This is a genomic window from Burkholderia sp. SRS-W-2-2016 (genome assembly GCF_001931485.1).
Classification (GTDB): domain Bacteria; phylum Pseudomonadota; class Gammaproteobacteria; order Burkholderiales; family Burkholderiaceae; genus Paraburkholderia.
Genome location: NZ_MSDV01000067.1, coordinates 23,909 through 43,349, shown reverse-complemented (window position 1 = coordinate 43,349; position 19,441 = coordinate 23,909). Strand labels below are relative to the sequence as shown.

The following is a 19,441-nucleotide window of genomic DNA, read 5'->3' as shown; positions in this document are numbered from 1 at the left end:
TCATGAGCGCAGCACCGCATAGAGTTCGAGCGTGGCGTCCGGCACCGAGGCCGGCAGGTAGACCTGGCAGGCCCGCGCGGCGAGCATCTTCGCGTGCGCGGTGCTGGTGGAATCGAGTGCGAAGTACTGGTTGTCGAGTCGCACCGGAATAGCAGCGGGCACGCGTTGCACCGCTTTGAGCGGAATACCCAGCAGCGCCGAGTTAATGATGTGCTCGACATCGTCCGGCGAGCCGATCTTGCACAGCCGCGGAAACTGTTCGACGAGTTCGAATACCGGCATCGGCGCGCTGACCGACAGGTACCAGTCCGCGGCGCCTTCGACAATCCGTTCCTCGAGAAACTGGCCGGTCCATGTCGTCGGCCCCTTGCGCGCGAGACCGATCGACACGACTCGCGACGGAATGATCGCGTCCAGCAGTGTGCGGATCGTCGACTCGAGCTTGGCGAAGACCTCGTCGGCGCGCGCATGGTCGTACGCGGGAATATCGGTGAGCTGCGTTCCCATCGAGAACGTCATCAATGCACTGGCGAGCTGCGCGAGCGTGATGTACAGCTGCTCGGGCGGACGGGCCGGATGCGACGCATAAAGCCGCAGCTGCGGCCACGCAGTATGGATGCAGTGCAACAGCCAGAACAGCTGGACATCGGCGACGCCGTATTCCGCGACCTGATCGATGCGCTCGCTACGGCGCGCGCCGAGCGCCAGACTCTTCGCCTGCAGGATGTCGGCGAGACGGTTGATGCGCTCCAGATGAAGCGGGTGAGCGGCAAGCGTCAGGCAGGGCGGCACGAACCGGTGATCGATCTGGAATTGGCCGGTGCTCGCGCGGGTGAGCCGCGCAATCGCGCATACGGCGTCGTCGGCATGCGGCTCGAAGTCGAACAGCAACCGGATCGCAAAGCGCTCCGCTGCGATCTCGGTCTCATTCGTGCCATTCAGATCCGTGACCTTCGCAAATTCACGATAGGTCCGCCGTGGACGCGCGAGCGTGGTCTCGTCGAAGCGGCAGTTGTTGCCGTTGGCATCGGGCAGCGCGAGCGCGGCAAGCACTACGATGCTCTGGCGGTCGGCGCTCACCTGGGTCAGATCACGCGCGGGCGGCAGTGCATCGGCCATCGTCGTATCGACCGGCGTGCCGTCGGGGAAGCGCCCCTTCAACAGTTCGAGCTTGATTCGTCCCGCCGCGAGCGCTTCTTCATCGACTGCGACGCCGAGCACACCCCACGGCTCGGCGAGCGACGCGGTCGCGAATTGCTGCAGCGCGAATCCGGTCCATCGGTCCTGCTGCTGGAAGTGCTGCTGCGTGAGAATCAGCCCTTCCTGCCAAAGCGGTTTATCGATCCGCATGTTTGGTCTCTACGGCATTTGTTTTAGGTCGCGAGATTTAATCACGCCATTGGCGATCTTGTATACGGCGAAATGAAATTTATCCAAGCCGCGCAACAAAATTGACAAAAACAAATCGACAATTTCCATTTAACAAAATTCGACAATTAGGACTCGTCTGATTAACCGATTTATTCGTATTGGATAATCAGAAAAGATGCATTCCTCGAGAATTGATAAATATCAATAGCCGCCGATCATTGTCTGGCTTGGCTCTCGACGATTCTGGCGTGCAAAATTGCGAAACCGCACAATATAGTCTTCGCCACAGGTAAATATTGAGATGGAGTCGATCTTCAACAACAAAGAATCATCTCCAATAATCTTTGACGCCACGCGGATAATACGATCTAATACGGCGCGCAACAGATAAGGTCGCATGAATGGAGGCCACACAATGGGGTGCTGTCGGCATTATTTTTATTCGCGCATGACGCGAATGACTGCGCATGCGCGAAGCGCGACATTCCATTGCGGCGGACGAGTTCTGCGGAGATCGTGAACCTCACCTAATGGGGACTACTGTGGACAGTTTTCAGCGCGAAATTCCGAAAAGTCGCGTCTCAATTACGCTCGACCTGCATACGGGCGGCGCACAAAAAAAGGTCGAGCTGCCGCTCAAGCTGCTCGTCGCGGGTGACTTCAGCGCCGGTCGTGAGCAGGCGCCGTTGGCCGAGCGCAAGAAGGTCAATATCGATAAGAACAACTTCGACGCCGTGCTGGCCGACTATGCGCCGGACCTGAAGTTCGCGGCCGAAAATACGCTGGCCGGCGACGGCACCGAGCTGCCGGTGAACCTGTCGTTCCGTTCGATGAAAGACTTCGAGCCGGAACAGGTCGCGCGCCAGATGCCGGAACTCCAGGCGATGCTGGCAATGCGCAACCTGCTGCGCGACCTCAAATCGAATCTGCTCGACAACGGCACGTTCCGTCGCGAGTTCGAGAAGATTCTGAAGGACAAGCGGCTGTCCGAAAAGCTGCGCGGCGAACTGGGACAGATCGCTACGGCCGCGACCCAACCGGAAGGGCATGCCTGAGCGGCGACGGCCCAAAGCGGCCTTCACCGCCTTTCGCAACCAGGTGGCGCCACCCACGCAGACAGGACCAACCATGAACCAGAACGAATCCCATCAGGGCACGACGGAAACCGTTGTGCTCGAACACGACAGCGTCTACGCGTCGCTGTGCGACAAGATCAACCTGAAGCCGGTCGCCGAGGCGCGTCCGCTCGAAGCGTTTCGCGATAGCGACATGCTGTCCGAAGCATCGGCCGACGAACGCATTGCGCGCGGCATGAGCGCGTTTCTCGACCTCGTGGCGAAATCGAGCCAGCCGGTCGACCGCCTCGACAAATCGCTGCTCGACTTCCATATCGGCCAGCTCGATCGCCAGATCAGCCGTCAGCTCGACGCGGTGATGCACGCGCCGGAATTCCAGGCCCTCGAAGGGCGCTGGCGCGGCCTGAAACTGCTCGTGTCGCGCACGGACTTCCGCCGTAACGCGCGCATCGAAGTACTCGACGTGTCGAAGGACGCGCTGCAGCGCGATTTCGAGGACACGCCGGAACTGATCCAGAGCGGCCTGTATCGTCTCACGTACATCGAGGAATACGACACGCCGGGCGGCCAGCCGATCAGCGCGATGATCAGCGACTTCGAATTCGCGAACTCGCCGATGGACATCGCACTGCTGCGCAACATCTCGAAGGTCGCGGCTGCCGCTCACATGCCGTTCATCGGCTCGGTGGGCGCGGCGTTCTTCGGCAAGCAGTCGATGGAAGAAGTGGCCGCCATTCAGGATATCGGCAACTACTTCGACCGCGCCGAGTACATCAAGTGGAAGAGCTTCCGCGACACCGACGACGCTCGTTACGTCGGTCTGACGATGCCGCGCGTGCTAGGCCGTCTGCCGTACGGCAAGGACACGGTGCCGGTGCGAGCCTTCAACTATGAAGAAGCGGTGAAGGGCCCGGACCACAACCGCTACCTGTGGGTGAATGCGTCGTTCGCGTTTGCCGCGAACATGACACGCAGCTTCGTGAACAACGGCTGGTGCGTGCAGATCCGCGGCCCGCAGGCGGGCGGCAAGATCGAGGACCTGCCGCTTCATCTGTACGACCTCGGCACCGGCGTCCAGCCGAAGATCCCGACGGAAGTACTGATTCCGGAAACGCGCGAGTTCGAGTTCGCGAATCTCGGCTTCATTCCGCTGTCGTTCTACAAGAACCACGACTTCGCATGCTTCTTCTCGGCCAACTCGGCGCAGAAGCCCGCGCTGTATGAGACGAAAGAAGCGACGGCCAACAGCCGCATCAACGCGCGCCTGCCGTACATCTTCCTGCTCTCGCGCATTGCGCACTACCTGAAGCTGATCCAGCGCGAGAACATCGGAACGACCAAGGACCGTCGTCTGCTCGAACTCGAGCTGAACAACTGGATCAAGGGTCTCGTCACCGAGATGAAGGATCCGGGCGATGACCTGCAGGCCTCGCATCCGCTGCGTGACGCAAAGGTGACGGTGGAAGATATCGAGGACAACCCGGGCTTCTTCCGCATCAAGCTCTTTATCATCCCGCACTTCCAGGTCGAGGGCATGGACATCGGGTTGTCGCTGGTGTCGCAGATGCCGAAAGCCAAAAGCTGAGCCGGACTGATCTGACGTTTTCAGCATGAACTAGCCGTGGCACTGATTAGTGCCACGGCTATGTCGTTGTATTCGTGTATTGATGAGGTATCCGATGTTGATGGTCATGCCGCTGCAGGCTTATGAATTGAAGCTGGCGCCGCACCCGGCGCCGTTCTCGATCCTGAAATTCACTGGTGTCGACAGGATCAGCCAGTTGTACCGGTACGAGATCGAATTCACAAGCCCGATGGCGGGTATTCCGATGGATCAGGTGATCGGACGGCCCGCCAGGTTTGTCATCGCGCCGATCGATCCGAATATGGCCAATCTGCGCAGGATGTATGGCGAGAACGCTGAGAAGTACAGCAAGATGCCGCCTGCGCATACCATCCACGGGATCGTCACGAAGTTCGACGAGTGCGAGACTTCCGCCGATGAAACGCGTTACCGGGTGATCGTCGAGCCGAAGCTGGCCGATCTCGATCGCGGGGCGACGAGCCGGTTGTTCCAGAAACAGTCGGTGGAGGAGATCATCACCGATACGCTGCGTCACTATGGCTATCGCGCCGGGGTCGATTTCGTCTTCAATCTGCGGGGCAAATACAAGCGCCACGAGTACGTTACCCAGTACCACGAAACGACATTCGCGTTCATTCAGCGTATCTGCGCGGAAGAGGGCATCTGGTTCCGGTGGGAGCAGAAGAAGGACTACGCGGTTATCGTTTTTGGCGACGATCTGGATGCGTACGCGCGCAAGCAGCGCGTCGTACCGCATCGCCGGGATTCGGGGCTCGAGAGTGTCGGCGCCGACTCGATCAAGACCCTGCGGCGGCGCACGAAGCGTGTGGCGGAGTCGGTCCGGCTGCACGATTACAACCATCGGCAAGCCGATGTGTCGCTGCTCGTCGAAGAGAATGCGGCGAAGGGCGATACGACTACGGATGCGGTCGACTATCACTGGGGTGAGCATTACGAGACGCCGGAAGAGGGCGTCAATCTCGCGCGGCTCAGGCATCAGGCACATCTGGCGACGCAGATCACTTTTATCGGCACCGGTAATCCTTATTGGCTGGAAGCGGGTGAGGTTATGCAGGTCGACCCGGTTCCAGTCGATGCGAAGCATGGGATTTTCATCACGTCGGTGCGCTCGCGTGGGGCGCGTAACGAATCGTATCGGGTGACGTTCGAGGGGATTCCTTCCGATCGGGTCTGGCGGACTTCGATGGATACGATCCGGCGGCCCACTATTGCCGGCATTCTGCCGGCGCGGATCACCTCGCCTGGTGATTACAAATATGCGTATCTCACCGAGGAAGGGTGGTATGTCATCAAGCTGCCGTTCGATCTGGATGAGTGGAGTCCGGGTGGGACGAGCCGGCCGGTGCGCTTTGCGAAGCCGTATAGCGGGGACAATTATGGGCATCACTTTCCGTTGATCGATTCGGCGGAGGTGGCGCTTGTGTTTACTGCGTCCGATCCGAATAGGCCCGTCATCGTCGGGGCCATGCATGACAGCTTGCATCCCGATCTTGTCACCAATCTCAACAATACCCGCAATCTTATCCGCACCGCCGCGCAGAATGAGTTGCGGATGGAGGATAAGGAAGGGATCGAGCATATCCATCTGACGACGCCGTTTCAGACCAGTGAGCTCAATTTGGGGCATATGGTTGATGGGGAGCGGAAGGAAAGGGGGCGGGGCGCGGAGCTGCGTACGGATGAGCACGTGGCCGTGCGGGGGGCGAAGGGCGTGCTCATTTCCGCCGAAGCTCAGGAAAAAGCAGGCGGCAAGCAGTTGGACATAGCCTCTGCACAACTCCAGCTACAAGAGGCCCTAGTTCAAATGAAGGCCTTATCAAAAGCTGCTCAGGCTGCTCAAGCCCTTGCCAGTGACATCCAAAACCAGCAACGCTTGCTCGAAGACAGGTTGTCCGGTCTACAGAAGTCTGTATTGCTTGCTAGTGCGCCCGACGGGATCGCGCTCACCAGCGGCCAGCACCTGCAAGTTAGTGCTAGCGAGAACTTGTTTTTCACCGCAGGTACTGATATCGATCTCGGCGCCATGCAAGATGTACGGCTCGCAGCAAGGAATGCATTGTCGCTCTTTGCGCAGACCGATGGAGTAAAGGTGATTGCTGGCGCGAAAGATCTGATTGCTCAGGCTCATGCTGGAAAGCTAATACTTAACGCCGAGAACGATGTAACGATGAGTAGCGTGAGCGGAAAAGCCAGCATCGCGTCGAAGCAGGCGTTGACGCTCACAAGCGGCGGAGCATATATCAAACTTGACAACGGGAGCATCGAACTAGGATGCCCCGGAGATATAACGCTCAAGTGCGGAAATTTCCATTGGGAAGGCCCCGCAAGTATCTCCAATTCGAATCTTCCGTGGCCAGGCCAGATTCCTGCAATGTTCAGTACGCAGGTCGTTCTTGATAAGCAACTCGAAGAGTGGATCGGAGACGGCACCTCGATTCCTTACCAATTCTTGGACGAAAACGGCAGTGCGGTTGCGAAAGGCGTGACGGATGGACAGGGTGCAACCCAACGGGTCTATCACAGAAGTTCGGAATCACTAACGGTGCTACTTGGGCAAAAGGGCCCGTGGTCCATGAACGAGGCTGATGCTGACGGCTGCGACTGCGGCAGCGATCACTCGCCTGAATTGACAACAGGCCTTGCCGATTTCGCATCTGATATGCAGACGAACTCCGTTGATACAGGGGAGGATGGTGTACCGCTGCAATCGAAATTTTCTACGCCGAATAGGACCGGCGGCGATTCGCGATCTGAACAATTCCAGCTGTCACTTCTGGAACATCTCGTGTATAGCGACCCAACAGTGGCCCAGGCAATTGTTGACGGGGAGGAATGATAAGTGAAAGCTATAACTCGCTTTCTATTTTTTGTCGGCATAGCTACGTGTGCTACAGGTTTGCGGGCCGAAGACTTTGCAAAGCCCCCCATAACATCCGAGATCAAGTTGCTTTATGGCTCAAATGACGTACCTACCAATGAAGGATCGCTAAGAATCATCAAGGCAGCGGTTGGGACGTCGACGGCTCACGGTTATGAAACGTACACGAGCTTTCTGCTACCGAAAAGCTCCGCTGAAGCATGGCAACAGGTTCTCGTTGACCAGCCCGATCAGGATTTTCCATCATTCCGTACTGAGGAATCTGCAGACTCGTCAATACAGGCGATTGGGATCTATCGAGGGCTAAACGGGAATATTTTCGTGGTTCAAGCGACAAAAGAAGGCCTTAGTTCTCCGGAACTTTACCTAAAAGCATCTCATGTTGTTTTCAAAGTATTTCGTTTCAATGAAAACACAGATGTCGCGCGGTTTAAACAGGTAGCGAAGTTCCAGACCGAAGCGACCTACATAGACGCGAATTATGCCATAGTCAAAGAATTTTTCCGGAAATAGGAAACTACGGATATGTTTGTAAGCGCGACGTATGATAGAGAAAATAAGACGGTTCGCTACCTTGACGAGGATGGAAGTGAAACTCTATATATAGGCGGCTCCTTCGCATGGCGCATGAACAACCCTGGTAATGTAACGAAGCCGACAACCTACCTGATGAGTGACGCGATTGGCTATGGTTTCCGAACGAGTACGTCACGGGTGCCGTTCGTCATTTTTCCCGACCGGGCAGCAGGAATGGCCGCACATCAAAAGGTTCTCAAGTTGGTGTATGGCGACAGTACCATCCGGGGTATGATTACCAAGTATGCTCCCCCGTCAGAGAACGATACAGAAAAATATATCGATATAGTTACGAAAGCGGCTGGAGTATCGTCGAGTGACGTCGTCGGCGCACTTTCCGACGACAAGTTCGACGCTGTTACAGCCGCAATGGAGAAGCAGGAAGGTTGGATTCCCGGGATTATCAAGAAACTTGGAAAGCCAGTCCAAGTTCAACTCCTTGACAAGGTAAGTCAACCCTTTTCGAATCAAAAGATCAGTCTCAAAAGTGGAGGAAAAAGCTTTGATACGATCTCAGACCAAAATGGCCAACTTCCATGGTTGTATAGTGGTTTGCTCGGCAAGGAAGTCAATCTCTACTACGCTCGAGAAAAAGACGATCACGAGCGTATAGGTACTCTTTCCCCTGGAGCGAGCGCACCCGCGTACACCTTTACGGCGCCGTACTACTTGTTGGCTAGCCAGCCGCGTGTTCACGATACAGACGAAGAAATCCGTCCGACGGTACACGTCGTTCGGTCTGGAGAAACGCTGTCTGGCATTGGGTCGAAGTACGGAGTATCCGTCGCCATGATCGTGGCGGAAAATAGTCTAATTGATCCAGACCATATCTACGCGCGGCAGCATTTACGAATCCCTGCGCGGAATTCACTCAATAACAATCCTGGTTCTCAGCACAGTCATACAACACAGTCTGAATCTCAATCCACTCCGCGAGCAAACAATCTCGAAGGCTCATCTCCGATGGCAGGCACGCCACCGGCACCTGGAAGTGCTGCAGGTCCCGCAACCCGAGCGCGGGCGTCCGGCTCAAGCACCAACAGGGAGAGAGGGATTAATGTGACCCATCAGCGCAGCGAAGATCAACATCCGGTTACGTTGTTGAGCTCGGACGCGCGTGAACCTAGCGGACAAGTCTGGTGCAGCAGATTTCTGCAAAGCACCAATCTCGACGATCTCGTCGAACCGTTCAAAACGAATGCAAAACAGTTCATAGGTGCACTGCGAAACGCCGGAGTATCCGTTCGGATCTCCACGACTTACCGGCCGATTGAACGATCGTACCTTATGTACCATGCATCTCAGATTGCGAGAGGACTAGAGCACGCCGATAGAGTTCCCGTTTGGACAGGAGAGAGAAGGATAAATATCGATTGGGCGCATCGGGACAATAATGGTTTGCCAGATCTGGTCCGTGCAAGAAACGCGGCGCAGGAAATGGTTGATGGCTACCAAATCGGAAGTAATCCCGTCGCGCCGCCAAGAAATTCCAATCACAATAGAAAGCTTGCTGTAGACATGCGGATTTCTAACTTCTTTGGAAAAAATGTCCTGGATGCTCACGGGGATTCGGTGGAGGTTAATACTTTCGCAGATTTGAAGCGAGTTGGATCAACATATTCTGTATTTCACAAACTCGATGATGATCCACCTCACTGGTCTATTACAGGAAGATGAAATGAAATTAATAAAATATATTTCGATCGTAGCTTTTTTTTGGCATACAGCATCAGCATTTTCTCAAAATTCAGATATTCATTCAGTTGGGATGGTTAGTGGTGGAATCTTTTATACCACCAATCCATCAATAAAATATGGAGCTGAATTGAAAATCATCGACTCGATGGGGGATATGCACTGCTGTGCAAGAATTGTGACTTCCGGCTCAGTTAGTGAAGATTCAAACTTCTATGACGCGATCGAAAACCGGTCGGTGTATGCATACACCCTTTCTGTTCCTCATGCAATTTCAAAAAATCTTGAAGGATTTGGAATTCCAAATTACATTGATGCAAAGAAAGCCCTCAACAGCATTGACGCGATCATTGACGGGATAACATTCTCTCTATCGACATGCACCTCTACTGAAGGCATTCACTATTTCGCTCGCCGAAAATACGATAAAAAAATTGTCGTCGATATCTATCGATATACGGATGCTGATTTGCAGTCAAATTGCAAAGACAGATTCATGAAACAATAGGAACCGGCCTCCCTCAAACTGGCGAAGAAATCGTTTTTCATTTTTATTAACTAATATCTTATTTTTCGGATTGAGAGGCTAATCCATGGCGGGGATAATTCGCGAAGGCGACAATACAAATTCCGGGGGAGAAGTATTGCGCGGTTCGACGAACCAGTTCTTTATGGGCCGCGCGGTTGCCCGAGTTGGGGATCCAGTCACGTGTCCGTACCATGGGGGCAATCGTATAGCTAAGGCGACGACCAAAGCATTCGATAACGGCCTCGAAGTAGCGCAGCACGGAGATTTATGTGAATGTGGTTGCTATTTGATTTCGTCGTTGCCAAATAGTGGCCCGCGATAACAATGGCTATCGACTTCTCTAACTTACCACCGGAGCAAGATCTCCCGAACGCCGCGCCGTCGGGTCTTTTGTGGACGATCGTCTTCTTTTTTTTGACGCTGATCGGTGTCTTCGCAGTCGTATTGCTCTGGCCAAACGACGAGCCTACAAAAGCACTATGGTTTTGGGTATGTCTAACCCTGTATCCGGCAGGTATTGCCACATTTATCGTATCACGACGCTTTGCCGTGTACGAAGGTCGCAAGCTTGATGCCCAAGCGTGGAACGAGGAGCGGAAGATGTACATGAAAGCTGTTTTTGAACGGGAAAGCATCCCGTTCGCCGTGCTCGGCGCCTCATTTTGCTATATCGACGACGAGAATTTAGAGAATGCTGAAGCAATCTCGGAACGATCGCTAATACTGAAAGTACAACCAGCCATTGCTGAACCGGGTCCGGTATTAGCGCGCTGGTTCGTGCCGCGTTTGGTGGATCGAAGCGCTTGGGTACGTGGGCCAGATACGATTCGCCAGACACAGCTATTGACTTGGTCAATGGACAGACTGCTGGAAAAGTCGCGTGATGCATTGTCGAGCTTGCCGAGTGACGTGCCTCTTTTGGTCAGGATAAGTGTTAGCGCCAATGCGTACGAAGGGGATATAGCATCGCTTTGGCTTGACAGTTGGCGTCGCCAGAATCTCCGACCCGCGACAACTGTCATTCGATCAGACGAACTGCGTTTGGCAGATGTCGACTCGTGGTTAGACAGCGCGAATGCGAGCATACGGACGCACGCGACGTTTGTGGTGGCCATTCAATTAAACGAGGTTCTAGCAAAGAATCCTCCAGAAGGGAGCGCCGAGGCCGCCGCAGCACTTCTTCTCGTGCCAGAGCGTCTTATTCAACATCATAGTTTGGAACCTATTGCTTATATTCACAGGCCGATTTCTGGGTCAATGGAAAATTTGACCAATACGCTGCAATATGCCATGCGATGGGGGAAAGTAGATCCGAATTCAATTAGCCGGTCCTGGCTAAGCAAGCTGAATACTGCCTCCACAGCTGGTTTTCATTCGGCCCTGCGTGAAGCAGGCGTTTCAAGCACGCGTGAAGGTCCTCTTCCTGAGTTGAACATGGATCGGACAGTTGGCCATGCCGGAGGCGCGGCGGATTGGCTGGCGGTTGCGTGCGCGGCATCCTGTTCCCGACAATTGGGAAGCCCTCAACTATTGGTCGTTCAGCATGGCACTAATATTGTGTCGGCAGTAGTTGCGGCACCGTAACTGTCCTGAATAATCAAATCAAAATGAATCGAAAATTCAGACTTGATCTCCTCGGGATCATACTTCTTGTCGTCTTGCCTGGCTTGATTACCTGGACTAAACCTGCGTGGGTTGGCATTGCACCGGAAAATCGCAGCACCGCAATTGTTCTGCTTTGCGGGCTCTTCGTGATCCTGTTTCTCGTGTTCAGCTTCAGTGATTCTTCGCGCCCCGCCATTGCGCGGCGTTCCGTCCGACTGTGGTTGATTAAGCACGCTCATCAAACATTCCCGATAAATTCCTACGATACCGATACTTGCGCCAATCGCATTTTGTCCCTGAAGCGGCTACTCGTTGATCGTCATGGCTGGCGCTGGCGCTACCGTGAACAGTGGGTCCTTGTGGCTGGCGACGAGCCTCTGGTCAAACGTCTGGCCCCCGGTCTTACTGACACCGGCTACACAATTGCGGGCGACACCGTGCTGCTTTACGCGAAGCAAACTACCGACAAGCTCGAGACCGAATGGCTTAGCGGGATTCGTCGGCTGCGTCGTCGGCGCCCCATTGATGCGATTGTGGCAGTGACGGACAATCGCATCTCGGGCAAGGCCCCTTTCGACACCGATGCACTTGCCCGACGTTTGGCACGTCATGCCAAGGCATTGCGGTGGGCTGCTCCGGCGTATCTGATGAACGTGACAGATTTCGGCACCGCTTCGCAAGGCCCTGACGAAGTTATAGGCCTGACGTGGGCGGACACGCGGGTCAATGCCGATGGAATCCGCACGTCGTTGCAGGGTCTCATGCGCCACCTTGCAGACACAGGCGTCGCGCGTCTTGGTGAGGATAATGCCGATCGCTATCGGGCTCAACTTTCGCAACATATCGAGCGACTCGGTAATGGCTTGTCGGCACTGGTACTGCAGACGGCGAATTCGCGTTACTGGCGTCAGGCCATTCATGGACTCCTGTTTGCGCCGCTCTTCAAAAAGCGCGAGTTTTCACCGCTGACAGCATTAGAGAAGTCCAACAACAAAGCAGACGATCAGGCGGAAACGGAAGCCGAGTCGATTGTTCCCGCGCAGCGCTCAGTGTGGCAAACAATCGCCGATCACAGCCGCACGGTCCACGGCCGCCGCGTCGGCTTCTCGCTATCGACGACAGCCGCATGGATCACGACGGGTCTGGTTGCCTGCTGGATCGCCGGCACGACGATCTCCGGCCTCACAAACCGCACAACGATCGCTACCTCGCGAGACACGCTCACGAAACTAGCCGGCCCCCAGGACACGACCCACTCACTGCAAACCCTCAACATCCTCAGCGACCAGATCGACACCCTGGAAACCCGCCAACGCAACGGCGCCCCATGGCCAACCCGCTTCGGACTGAACCGCGACAACGCGCTGCTCACCGCAATCTGGCCAGCCTACGAAAACGCCGCGAGCCGCATATTGGTTACTCCGATCCGCGAGAAACTGGAGGACCGTCTGCACCAACTCGCCTCGATGTCCGATGAAGAAATCGCGAGCGGCGGCGATACCCAAACCCAGGCCGCCTACAACACCCTCAAAGCCTACCTGATGCTGGCGAAACCAGAACGCGCCGCAGCAGCCTTCCTAACGCCCCAACTAATCGCAACCACGGCCCCCTCACGCCCAGCCAATTCGCCACTCACATCCGGCACATGGGAAGACCTGCGAGAGCACACCATCGCCTTCTTCGCCAACCACCTGGGCCATCGAGTAACAGCCAACGGCTCATCTCTAGCCATCGTCCCCGACGGCAACCTCGTCGCGTCCACGCGCCAGACGATCATCAGCGTACGCGGCATCCAGAACTCGACCGATGCGGTCTACCAGCAGATTCTCGATGACGCAAAACCCAAATACCCGCCGCTAACCCTGGCCACACTACTCGGCGACACCACCGGCCGAGGCCTGTTCAACACGACGCAAACCATCCCGGGCGTCTTTACCCGCGCCGCCTGGGAAGAACGCATCTCGAAGGCAATCGACGACGCAAGCGAGCAGGGCAACGTCGCCGGCGACTGGGTGCTGTCCGATACGAAAACAAAAAATCAGCCGCCATCGACGCTGAAAGACGAACTACGCCAACGCTATTTCGACGACTACACACGCGCTTGGGAACAGTTCCTCAACAGCCTGCGCTGGCAGAGCGCGCCGACGCTATCGGCCACCTCCGACCAGCTCACGCTACTAGGCGACCCGCAACGCTCACCACTAGTCGCGCTGATGAACGCGATCGTCTATCAGGCGGGCACGGGCGCGAGCACGCAATCGCTCTCCGACACGCTGATCAGCAAAGCGCAACAACTGGTCGGCGCCGACGAAAAAGACCCTTCAAAACAGGCACAACCGCAACTCGCACCACTGGCAATCGCATTTGGCCCAATCCTGCGACTGACCGGCAGCGACCTGCTTTCCGCCGCGCCCGGCAAAACCGGCAATGCCGGCAACGCCACCGCCCAACTAGCCGCAACCGGCGACCTGAGTCTCGCCCGCTACCTGGAACGCGTCACCGCGATGCGTCTAAAGATCGAGCAGATGGTGAACAGCGCCGATACCGACGCAATGTCACGCGTCGCGGCGCAGTCCGTACTACAAGGCAAAACGTCGGACATCGCCGAAAGCCGCGACTACGCGAGCCGGGTTGCCGCGAGCCTGGGCCAGCAATGGGCCGGCTTCGGCCAGTTGCTGCAGGCACCACTCGACCAGACCTGGCAGGCGGTCGTGCAACCGGCGGCCGCAAGTCTGAACGAGATCTGGCGCACGTCGATCCTCGCCGACTGGAATCGCAGCTTCGGCGGCCGCTATCCGTTCGCCGATTCGGAGAACGATGCTTCGTTGCCCGAAATGGCGCGCTTCATGCGGCCGGACAACGGCGTGATCGCACAGTTCGTGACGACGCAGCTGGCCGGCGTGATCGAACGGCAGGGCGACCGGTGGGTCGCCGCGCAAGGTACGGACCGCGGCTCGCAACAGGATGCGCTGCGGCTCGCTCCGGGCTTTCTCGACAGTCTGAACCGGCTTACGCGTGTGTCGACCGTGATGTTCCCGGGCGGCGATGCGCATATCCGCTTCGATCTGCGCGGCGTCGCCACACCGGGCGTGACCGATATGAAAATCGTGCTGTCCGGGCGCCAGCTCAACTACTTCAACCAGAAAGAGGACTGGGTGCCGTTCGAGTGGCCGGGACAGTCGCTGGAGAACCTGTCGCGCATCGAATGGCAGACGGAGCAGGGCGGTCTGCGCTCCGCGCTCGACGCTCAGGGACGCTTCGGGCTGATCCGCCTTCTCGAACGCGCGACGGTCTCGCAGCAGGACAACGCGCGCTATCTGCTGAGCTGGGCGCCCGACACGAGCCAAGGCATTGCGCTCAAGGTGCAATTGCGAAGCGACGCCGGCGCCGGCCCGCTCGATGTACTGCAGCTTCGCCGCTTCGCACTGCCCACCCGCATCTTCGTGACCGGTGGCGCAAAGCCAGGCCCCAAACCTTCCGCGAGCAATCCGCCGCCGTTGCCACCCGCCGCGCTCGCCGCCGCGAAGCACGCGGCCATACCCTTACCACGCGGCTTTGTCCCGGAGGTCGAATGAAACTCGGAGATCTTTTCCGAAACCTTTTCCCCGCACGCGAAGACGCGGGCGAACTCGCGCGAGAGCGCCTCGATACCTGGGCGTCGTGGCTGCTGCCGCTGCCGGGCGAAGGGGGCGTCGGCCGCGATCCCGGTTACGAGGATGCGTTCTTCACGCTCAAGGATGAAGCCGGCAAGCTCTCGGGGATCGACGATACGCTGATCGTCCGTGCGTGCGAGCAGCTCCTGAAAGAGACCGGCAAGGATCTGCGTCTTGCCGGCTACTACGCATTCGCGCGGCTGCGTCAGGATGGACCGGCCGGTTTTGCCGACGGACTGGAGTTGTCCGCCGCGCTCGTTGACCGTTTTAGTGAAACCGCGCTACCGGCGCGCGCCGAAGCGAGAAAAGGCGCGCTGGAAATGCTGGCGACCACCCGCGTGCTGGAACTCCTCGAAAGCCGCGGTGAATTCGCGCCGGCGGACCTCGAACGCGCGCTTGCGGCGCTCGATGTACTGGTCACGCTGACCAGCGGCTGGTCCGACGCCGCGCGTCCGAACCTGCAGCCGCTGGTGTCGAGGTTCGAGCGCAAGGACGGCATCGCGGGTACTGGTACAGCGGACTCCGTCCACGCCGCATCGCCGGTCACGGCGAAGCTTCCGTCCGGCGGGCCCGGGTCGATCAGCTCAACGCAGAATCTGCTCGATCAGGCCCGTGCGATGGCCGCGTGGCTGCGCGATCAGGAGAACGGCTATCTGTCGTCGGTGCGAATCGTGCGCAGCGTGCGCTGGGATACGTTGCACGAGGTTCCGCCATCGAATGCCGCATCGCATACCCGGCTCATCGCGCCGCGTGCCGAGCTGCGCGCGCAGATGAAACGGCTCGTGCTGCAGAAGCAGTGGCATGAACTGCTGGAACGGGTCGAGGGCGCGTTCATGGAAGGCGTCAATCATCTCTGGTTCGACCTGCAGTACTTTCAGCACGTCGCACTCGATCACGTCGGCGCACCATACAACGCGTGGCGCGAATTGCTGCGCGCGGACTTCGCGCTGTTTCTCGAACGACTACCGGGCATCGAACGGCTGGCGTTCAACGACGGCACACCGTTCGCCGACGATTCGACGCTCGAATGGATTGCCCGCCATGCGGTCGTGCGCGATCTGGAGGCCGGCGAGAGCGTCGCGCCGCTGCCGGTTTCGGCCGGCAGCGAGGACGGGACTGCGGGCGACTGGCCCGAGATCGAAGCGCAGGCGCGAGAGCTCGCTGCACGGGACGGCATCGAGGCCGCGTTCGCGTGGCTCGAAGCGCTGCCCGGCATGAGGACGGATCGCCATCGCTACCTGCAACGACTCGTGATGGCGCGCGTCGCCGATCATCTCGGCCGTCCCGATACCGCACTCGCACTGCTGGCCGAACTCGATACGGCCGCACGCTCGCTGCCGCTCACTCGCTGGGAGCCGGCCCTGGTTTTCGAGGTCAAGCAACAACTGACGCGGGCATTCAAGGCAATGAGTAATCGCAAGGATGCCGACAAACCGGCACTCGCGCGCCGCATCGGCGAATTGCAGGCTGAACTGACCGTGCTCGATCCGGCGCGCGCGTTGACTCTCCAATAAGAAATACCCGAATGGAAAAAGACGATCCCATCCTGCGCTACTACGAAGCCGAGATGCGCTACCTGCGCGAATCCGGCAAGGAGTTCGCGAAGGCGCATCCCGATCGCGCGCGCATGCTGAACCTCGACCGCGTCGGCGATCGCGATCCGTATGTCGAGCGCCTCCACGAGGGCTTCGCGTTTCTGACCGGTCGCCTGCAACAGAAACTCGACGACGAATTGCCGGAGCTCACCGAAGGACTCGTGAGCCTGCTATGGCCGCACTATCTGCGCATGATTCCGTCGCTGTCGGTCGTCGAACTGATTCCTCTGCGCGAAAAGCTGCAAAGAACCGAAGTCGTACCCGCTGGTGTACCGGTCCGTTCGGCGCCGATCAATGTTCCGCCGCCGGCAGGCGCCGAAGGCACAACGCCGAAAACCGTCCAATGCCTGTACCGGACCACCCAGGCCGTCCAGCTCCAGCCGCTGTCGATCACGCACGCGGGACCGACCGTGCGCCACGACGGCCGCTCGGTGATTCGCCTGGGCTTCGAGCTGCATCATTCGGCGCGCCGCGAGGAAACCGATCTGTCGCGCGTGCGCCTGCATCTGAATGCCGATCTGCCGGTCGCGTTCGCGATGCATCTCGCGCTCACGCGCCAGCTCGATTCCGTGCTGTGTCGCATTCCTGAAGTTCGGGATGGCGAAGCGCTGCCGCTACCCGGCATCACGATCGAGCCCGCGGGGTTTTCGACCGAAGAGCGGCTATGGCCGAAGGCCGATGCGGCGTTCTCGGGCTACCAGCTTCTGCTCGAGTACTTTTCGTTTCGCGAGAAGTTCCTGTTCATCGACCTGTGCGGACTCGACGTCGCGAAGCTTCCCGCCGGCACGACCCGTTTCGAACTCGAGCTTGTTCTGACGACCGCTTATCCGTCGGACCAGCATTTCGGCCGGGACAACCTGCGGCTGTTCTGCTCGCCGGTGATCAACCTGTTCGAACTCGACGCGGAGCCGATCGAGATCAACCATCACGACACCGAGTATCGCGTGGTGCCCGCGGGTCATCAGGGCGAGCACGTCGAAACCTATTCGGTCGATGCAATCGGAACCTTCGATCACGACACCGCCGAGCGCTACGAATACGTGCCGTTCGCCACCTTCCGCCATCGCGGCGGGATGCTGCGTCACGAGGCACCGGAGCGTTATTTCCATGCGCGCGTGCGTCCGGGCATCGCCGGTCTGCATGAGACGTGGGTGATTCTCGGCGGCCATGCGTGGGAAAGCCGGGACACGCTGCCGGAAGAAAGTCTTTCGCTGCGCGTGACCGGCACCAACGGGATGCTGCCGCGCAAGGGGCTGCGCGAAGCGAACCTCAGCGAACTCGCCGCGAGCACGCCGAACGTGGCGGGCGTGCGCAACCTGGTCGCCCCGACGTTGCCGCTCTATCCGCCGACCGGCGACCGCTTCCAGTGGCGAGTGCTGTCCCACCTGGCGCCGAACTTCCTGTCGATGATGGACGCGGAAGTGCTGCGCGGCGCGCTCGCGCTGTACGACTGGACCGGCGATGAACTGAACGCTCGGCGCCTGGCCGGCATTCGATGGGTCTCGCAGGAGCTGCTCGAGGAGGTGTCGGGCGGCTCGGTCGAGCGCGGCGTGCTGATCGAGATAACGCTCGATTCGCAGGCATTCGCCGGCGACGGCGATCTGATGCTGTTCGGCGAACTGCTGCATCGCTTCTTTGCCGCGTACGCGGAAATCAATCTGTTCACGAAGCTTGCGATCGTGAGTCTGCCGTCGCAAACCCGCACGGTCTGGCCGCGCAGCAAGGCACAACGCGCGCCGCTATGAAACCGCACGATCTTCCCAACGTCGAGCCGCTCGTCGCCGCGCTGCTCGAACGCGCGCCGCGGATGAGCTTCATGCAGCTGTGCCGTCTGCTCGAAGTACGCGCGCCGGACCGTCCCGGCTTCGGCACGCGCGATACACCCGAACACGAACCCGTGCGTTTCGGCGCGTGGCCGCGCGTCGGCTTTCCGGCCGGTGAAGTCGCGAAGGTCGAATACGACGACGCGTTCGAACACGACGGCAGGCCGCCCGCGCCGCCGACCGTGCGCACGACGTTCATGGGCCTGTACGGCGTCGATGCCGCGATGCCGCCGCATCTGATCGACGACATCGTGCTGCGCGAAGAAGGGCACGAGGCCGTCGAAGCCTTTCTCGACCGCTTCAATCATCGCTTCGTCACCGTGCTGTACTGGGCCTGGAAAAAATACCGCTACCCGGAGAGCTTTCGCCCCGGCGGCAGCGACGCCCATTCGCGCAATCTGCTGTGTCTGGTCGGCTTTGGCTGGGGCGGCAAACCCGAACGCGCGGGCGTGCCCGATTCGCGGATGCTTGCGCTGCTCGGTTTGCTCGGCATGAAGACCCGCACGCCCGAAGGTCTCGCGGGGGTGATCGCGCTCGCTGTGCCGGGTGTCGATGTACGCGTCGACGAATTTTTCCCGGCGGTCACCGGTGCGGGGCAACCGCGGCCGCTCACGTCGCGTCCAGCAGTTCCGGAGCCGGGCAACGCAAAACAACGGGGCTTGGGCGGCGGTTATGTGCTGGGCCGGCGGCTGGCCTATCGCAGCCGCGCCGTGCGCGTCACGCTGCGTCCCGACAATGCTCGCCATGCGCACGACCTGCTGCCCGGAGCATGGTTGCATCGCGAGTTGATGGCGTTCGTGCAGCTGTATGTCGGCGTCAAGGCCGATGTTCATCTTCGGATGGAAGTGTCGTCGCGACTGGCGCCGCTGCCGACGATCGGCACAGCCCCCGCGGAACCCGCACCGCGACTCGGCTGGACGACGGTATTGCCCGCCGAACACGAACGCATGATCACCATTGCACTCGGTGTGCGCGAAGCCTTTCCGGTACCGCCGCCCAATCCCTATCTGAGCCCGCAACGCGCTTAATCGAGG

General features: G+C 58.6%; 13 protein-coding genes. 12 read left to right on the top strand and 1 reads right to left on the bottom strand.

Annotated features, from left to right (window positions below):
- Positions 1-1,350, bottom strand: coding sequence for a type VI secretion system baseplate subunit TssK (gene tssK, locus BTH42_RS28615; protein ID WP_075304546.1), 1,350 nt, complete (start codon positions 1,348-1,350; stop codon positions 1-3).
- Positions 1,351-1,913: 563 nt separating this feature from the next.
- Between tssK and tssB the strand changes: the two genes are divergently transcribed.
- The 12 genes from tssB to tssG all read left to right on the top strand — a co-directional run bounded on the left by tssB (position 1,914) and on the right by tssG (position 19,435).
- Positions 1,914-2,426, top strand: a complete 513-nt coding sequence (tssB, locus tag BTH42_RS28610) for a type VI secretion system contractile sheath small subunit (protein ID WP_075304545.1) — start codon at positions 1,914-1,916, stop codon at positions 2,424-2,426.
- Positions 2,427-2,499: 73 nt separating this feature from the next.
- Positions 2,500-4,032, top strand: coding sequence for a type VI secretion system contractile sheath large subunit (gene tssC / locus BTH42_RS28605; protein ID WP_075304544.1), 1,533 nt, complete (start codon positions 2,500-2,502; stop codon positions 4,030-4,032).
- A 94-nt stretch (positions 4,033-4,126) separates the two neighbouring features.
- Positions 4,127-6,889 carry a type VI secretion system Vgr family protein gene (locus BTH42_RS28600; protein ID WP_083654961.1) on the top strand — a complete coding sequence of 921 codons (2,763 nt, stop codon included), beginning with the start codon at positions 4,127-4,129 and terminating at the stop codon, positions 6,887-6,889.
- 3 nt (positions 6,890-6,892) lie between these two features.
- Positions 6,893-7,444, top strand: a complete 552-nt coding sequence (locus BTH42_RS35075) for a hypothetical protein (RefSeq protein WP_143752240.1) — start codon at positions 6,893-6,895, stop codon at positions 7,442-7,444.
- 12 nt (positions 7,445-7,456) lie between these two features.
- Entirely contained in the window at positions 7,457-9,184 is a 1,728-nt protein-coding gene (locus BTH42_RS34405; protein WP_083654960.1) for a LysM peptidoglycan-binding domain-containing protein, read from the top strand.
- Between the two features lies 1 nt (position 9,185).
- Positions 9,186-9,710, top strand: coding sequence for a hypothetical protein (locus BTH42_RS35070; protein ID WP_143752239.1), 525 nt, complete (start codon positions 9,186-9,188; stop codon positions 9,708-9,710).
- Between the two features lie 85 nt (positions 9,711-9,795).
- Complete coding sequence (locus tag BTH42_RS28585; RefSeq protein ID WP_075304543.1) at positions 9,796-10,053, top strand: PAAR domain-containing protein; 258 nt, start codon at positions 9,796-9,798, stop codon at positions 10,051-10,053.
- A 2-nt stretch (positions 10,054-10,055) separates the two neighbouring features.
- Positions 10,056-11,315 carry a hypothetical protein gene (locus tag BTH42_RS35065; RefSeq protein WP_143752238.1) on the top strand — a complete coding sequence of 420 codons (1,260 nt, stop codon included), beginning with the start codon at positions 10,056-10,058 and terminating at the stop codon, positions 11,313-11,315.
- A 23-nt stretch (positions 11,316-11,338) separates the two neighbouring features.
- On the top strand, positions 11,339-14,911 hold the full coding sequence (locus tag BTH42_RS28580) for an ImcF-related family protein (RefSeq protein ID WP_075304542.1): 3,573 nt from the start codon (positions 11,339-11,341) through the stop codon (positions 14,909-14,911).
- Positions 14,908-16,503, top strand: a complete 1,596-nt coding sequence (gene tssA / locus BTH42_RS28575) for a type VI secretion system protein TssA (RefSeq protein ID WP_075304541.1) — start codon at positions 14,908-14,910, stop codon at positions 16,501-16,503. The genes BTH42_RS28580 and tssA overlap by 4 nt, the downstream gene beginning before the upstream one ends.
- An 11-nt stretch (positions 16,504-16,514) precedes the next feature.
- Positions 16,515-18,329, top strand: coding sequence for a type VI secretion system baseplate subunit TssF (gene tssF / locus BTH42_RS28570; protein WP_075304540.1), 1,815 nt, complete (start codon positions 16,515-16,517; stop codon positions 18,327-18,329).
- Complete coding sequence (gene tssG, locus BTH42_RS28565) at positions 18,326-19,435, top strand: type VI secretion system baseplate subunit TssG (RefSeq protein WP_075304539.1); 1,110 nt, start codon at positions 18,326-18,328, stop codon at positions 19,433-19,435. Before tssF ends, tssG begins: the two co-directional genes overlap by 4 nt.
- The last annotated feature ends 6 nt before the right edge of the window (positions 19,436-19,441 follow it).

Bases quoted from the DNA above. Each gene is read 5' to 3' on its own strand.
- tssK (WP_075304546.1), bottom strand. From the start codon at position 1,350: ATGCGGATCGATAAACCGCTTTGGCAGGAAGGGCTGATTCTCACGCAG.
- tssC (WP_075304544.1), top strand. From the start codon at position 2,500: ATGAACCAGAACGAATCCCATCAGGGCACGACGGAAACCGTTGTGCTC.
- BTH42_RS28600 (WP_083654961.1), top strand. From the start codon at position 4,127: ATGTTGATGGTCATGCCGCTGCAGGCTTATGAATTGAAGCTGGCGCCG.
- BTH42_RS34405 (WP_083654960.1), top strand. From the start codon at position 7,457: ATGTTTGTAAGCGCGACGTATGATAGAGAAAATAAGACGGTTCGCTAC.
- BTH42_RS35070 (WP_143752239.1), top strand. From the start codon at position 9,186: ATGAAATTAATAAAATATATTTCGATCGTAGCTTTTTTTTGGCATACA.
- BTH42_RS28585 (WP_075304543.1), top strand. From the start codon at position 9,796: ATGGCGGGGATAATTCGCGAAGGCGACAATACAAATTCCGGGGGAGAA.
- BTH42_RS35065 (WP_143752238.1), top strand. From the start codon at position 10,056: ATGGCTATCGACTTCTCTAACTTACCACCGGAGCAAGATCTCCCGAAC.
- BTH42_RS28580 (WP_075304542.1), top strand. From the start codon at position 11,339: ATGAATCGAAAATTCAGACTTGATCTCCTCGGGATCATACTTCTTGTC.
- tssA (WP_075304541.1), top strand. From the start codon at position 14,908: ATGAAACTCGGAGATCTTTTCCGAAACCTTTTCCCCGCACGCGAAGAC.
- tssF (WP_075304540.1), top strand. From the start codon at position 16,515: ATGGAAAAAGACGATCCCATCCTGCGCTACTACGAAGCCGAGATGCGC.
- tssG (WP_075304539.1), top strand. From the start codon at position 18,326: ATGAAACCGCACGATCTTCCCAACGTCGAGCCGCTCGTCGCCGCGCTG.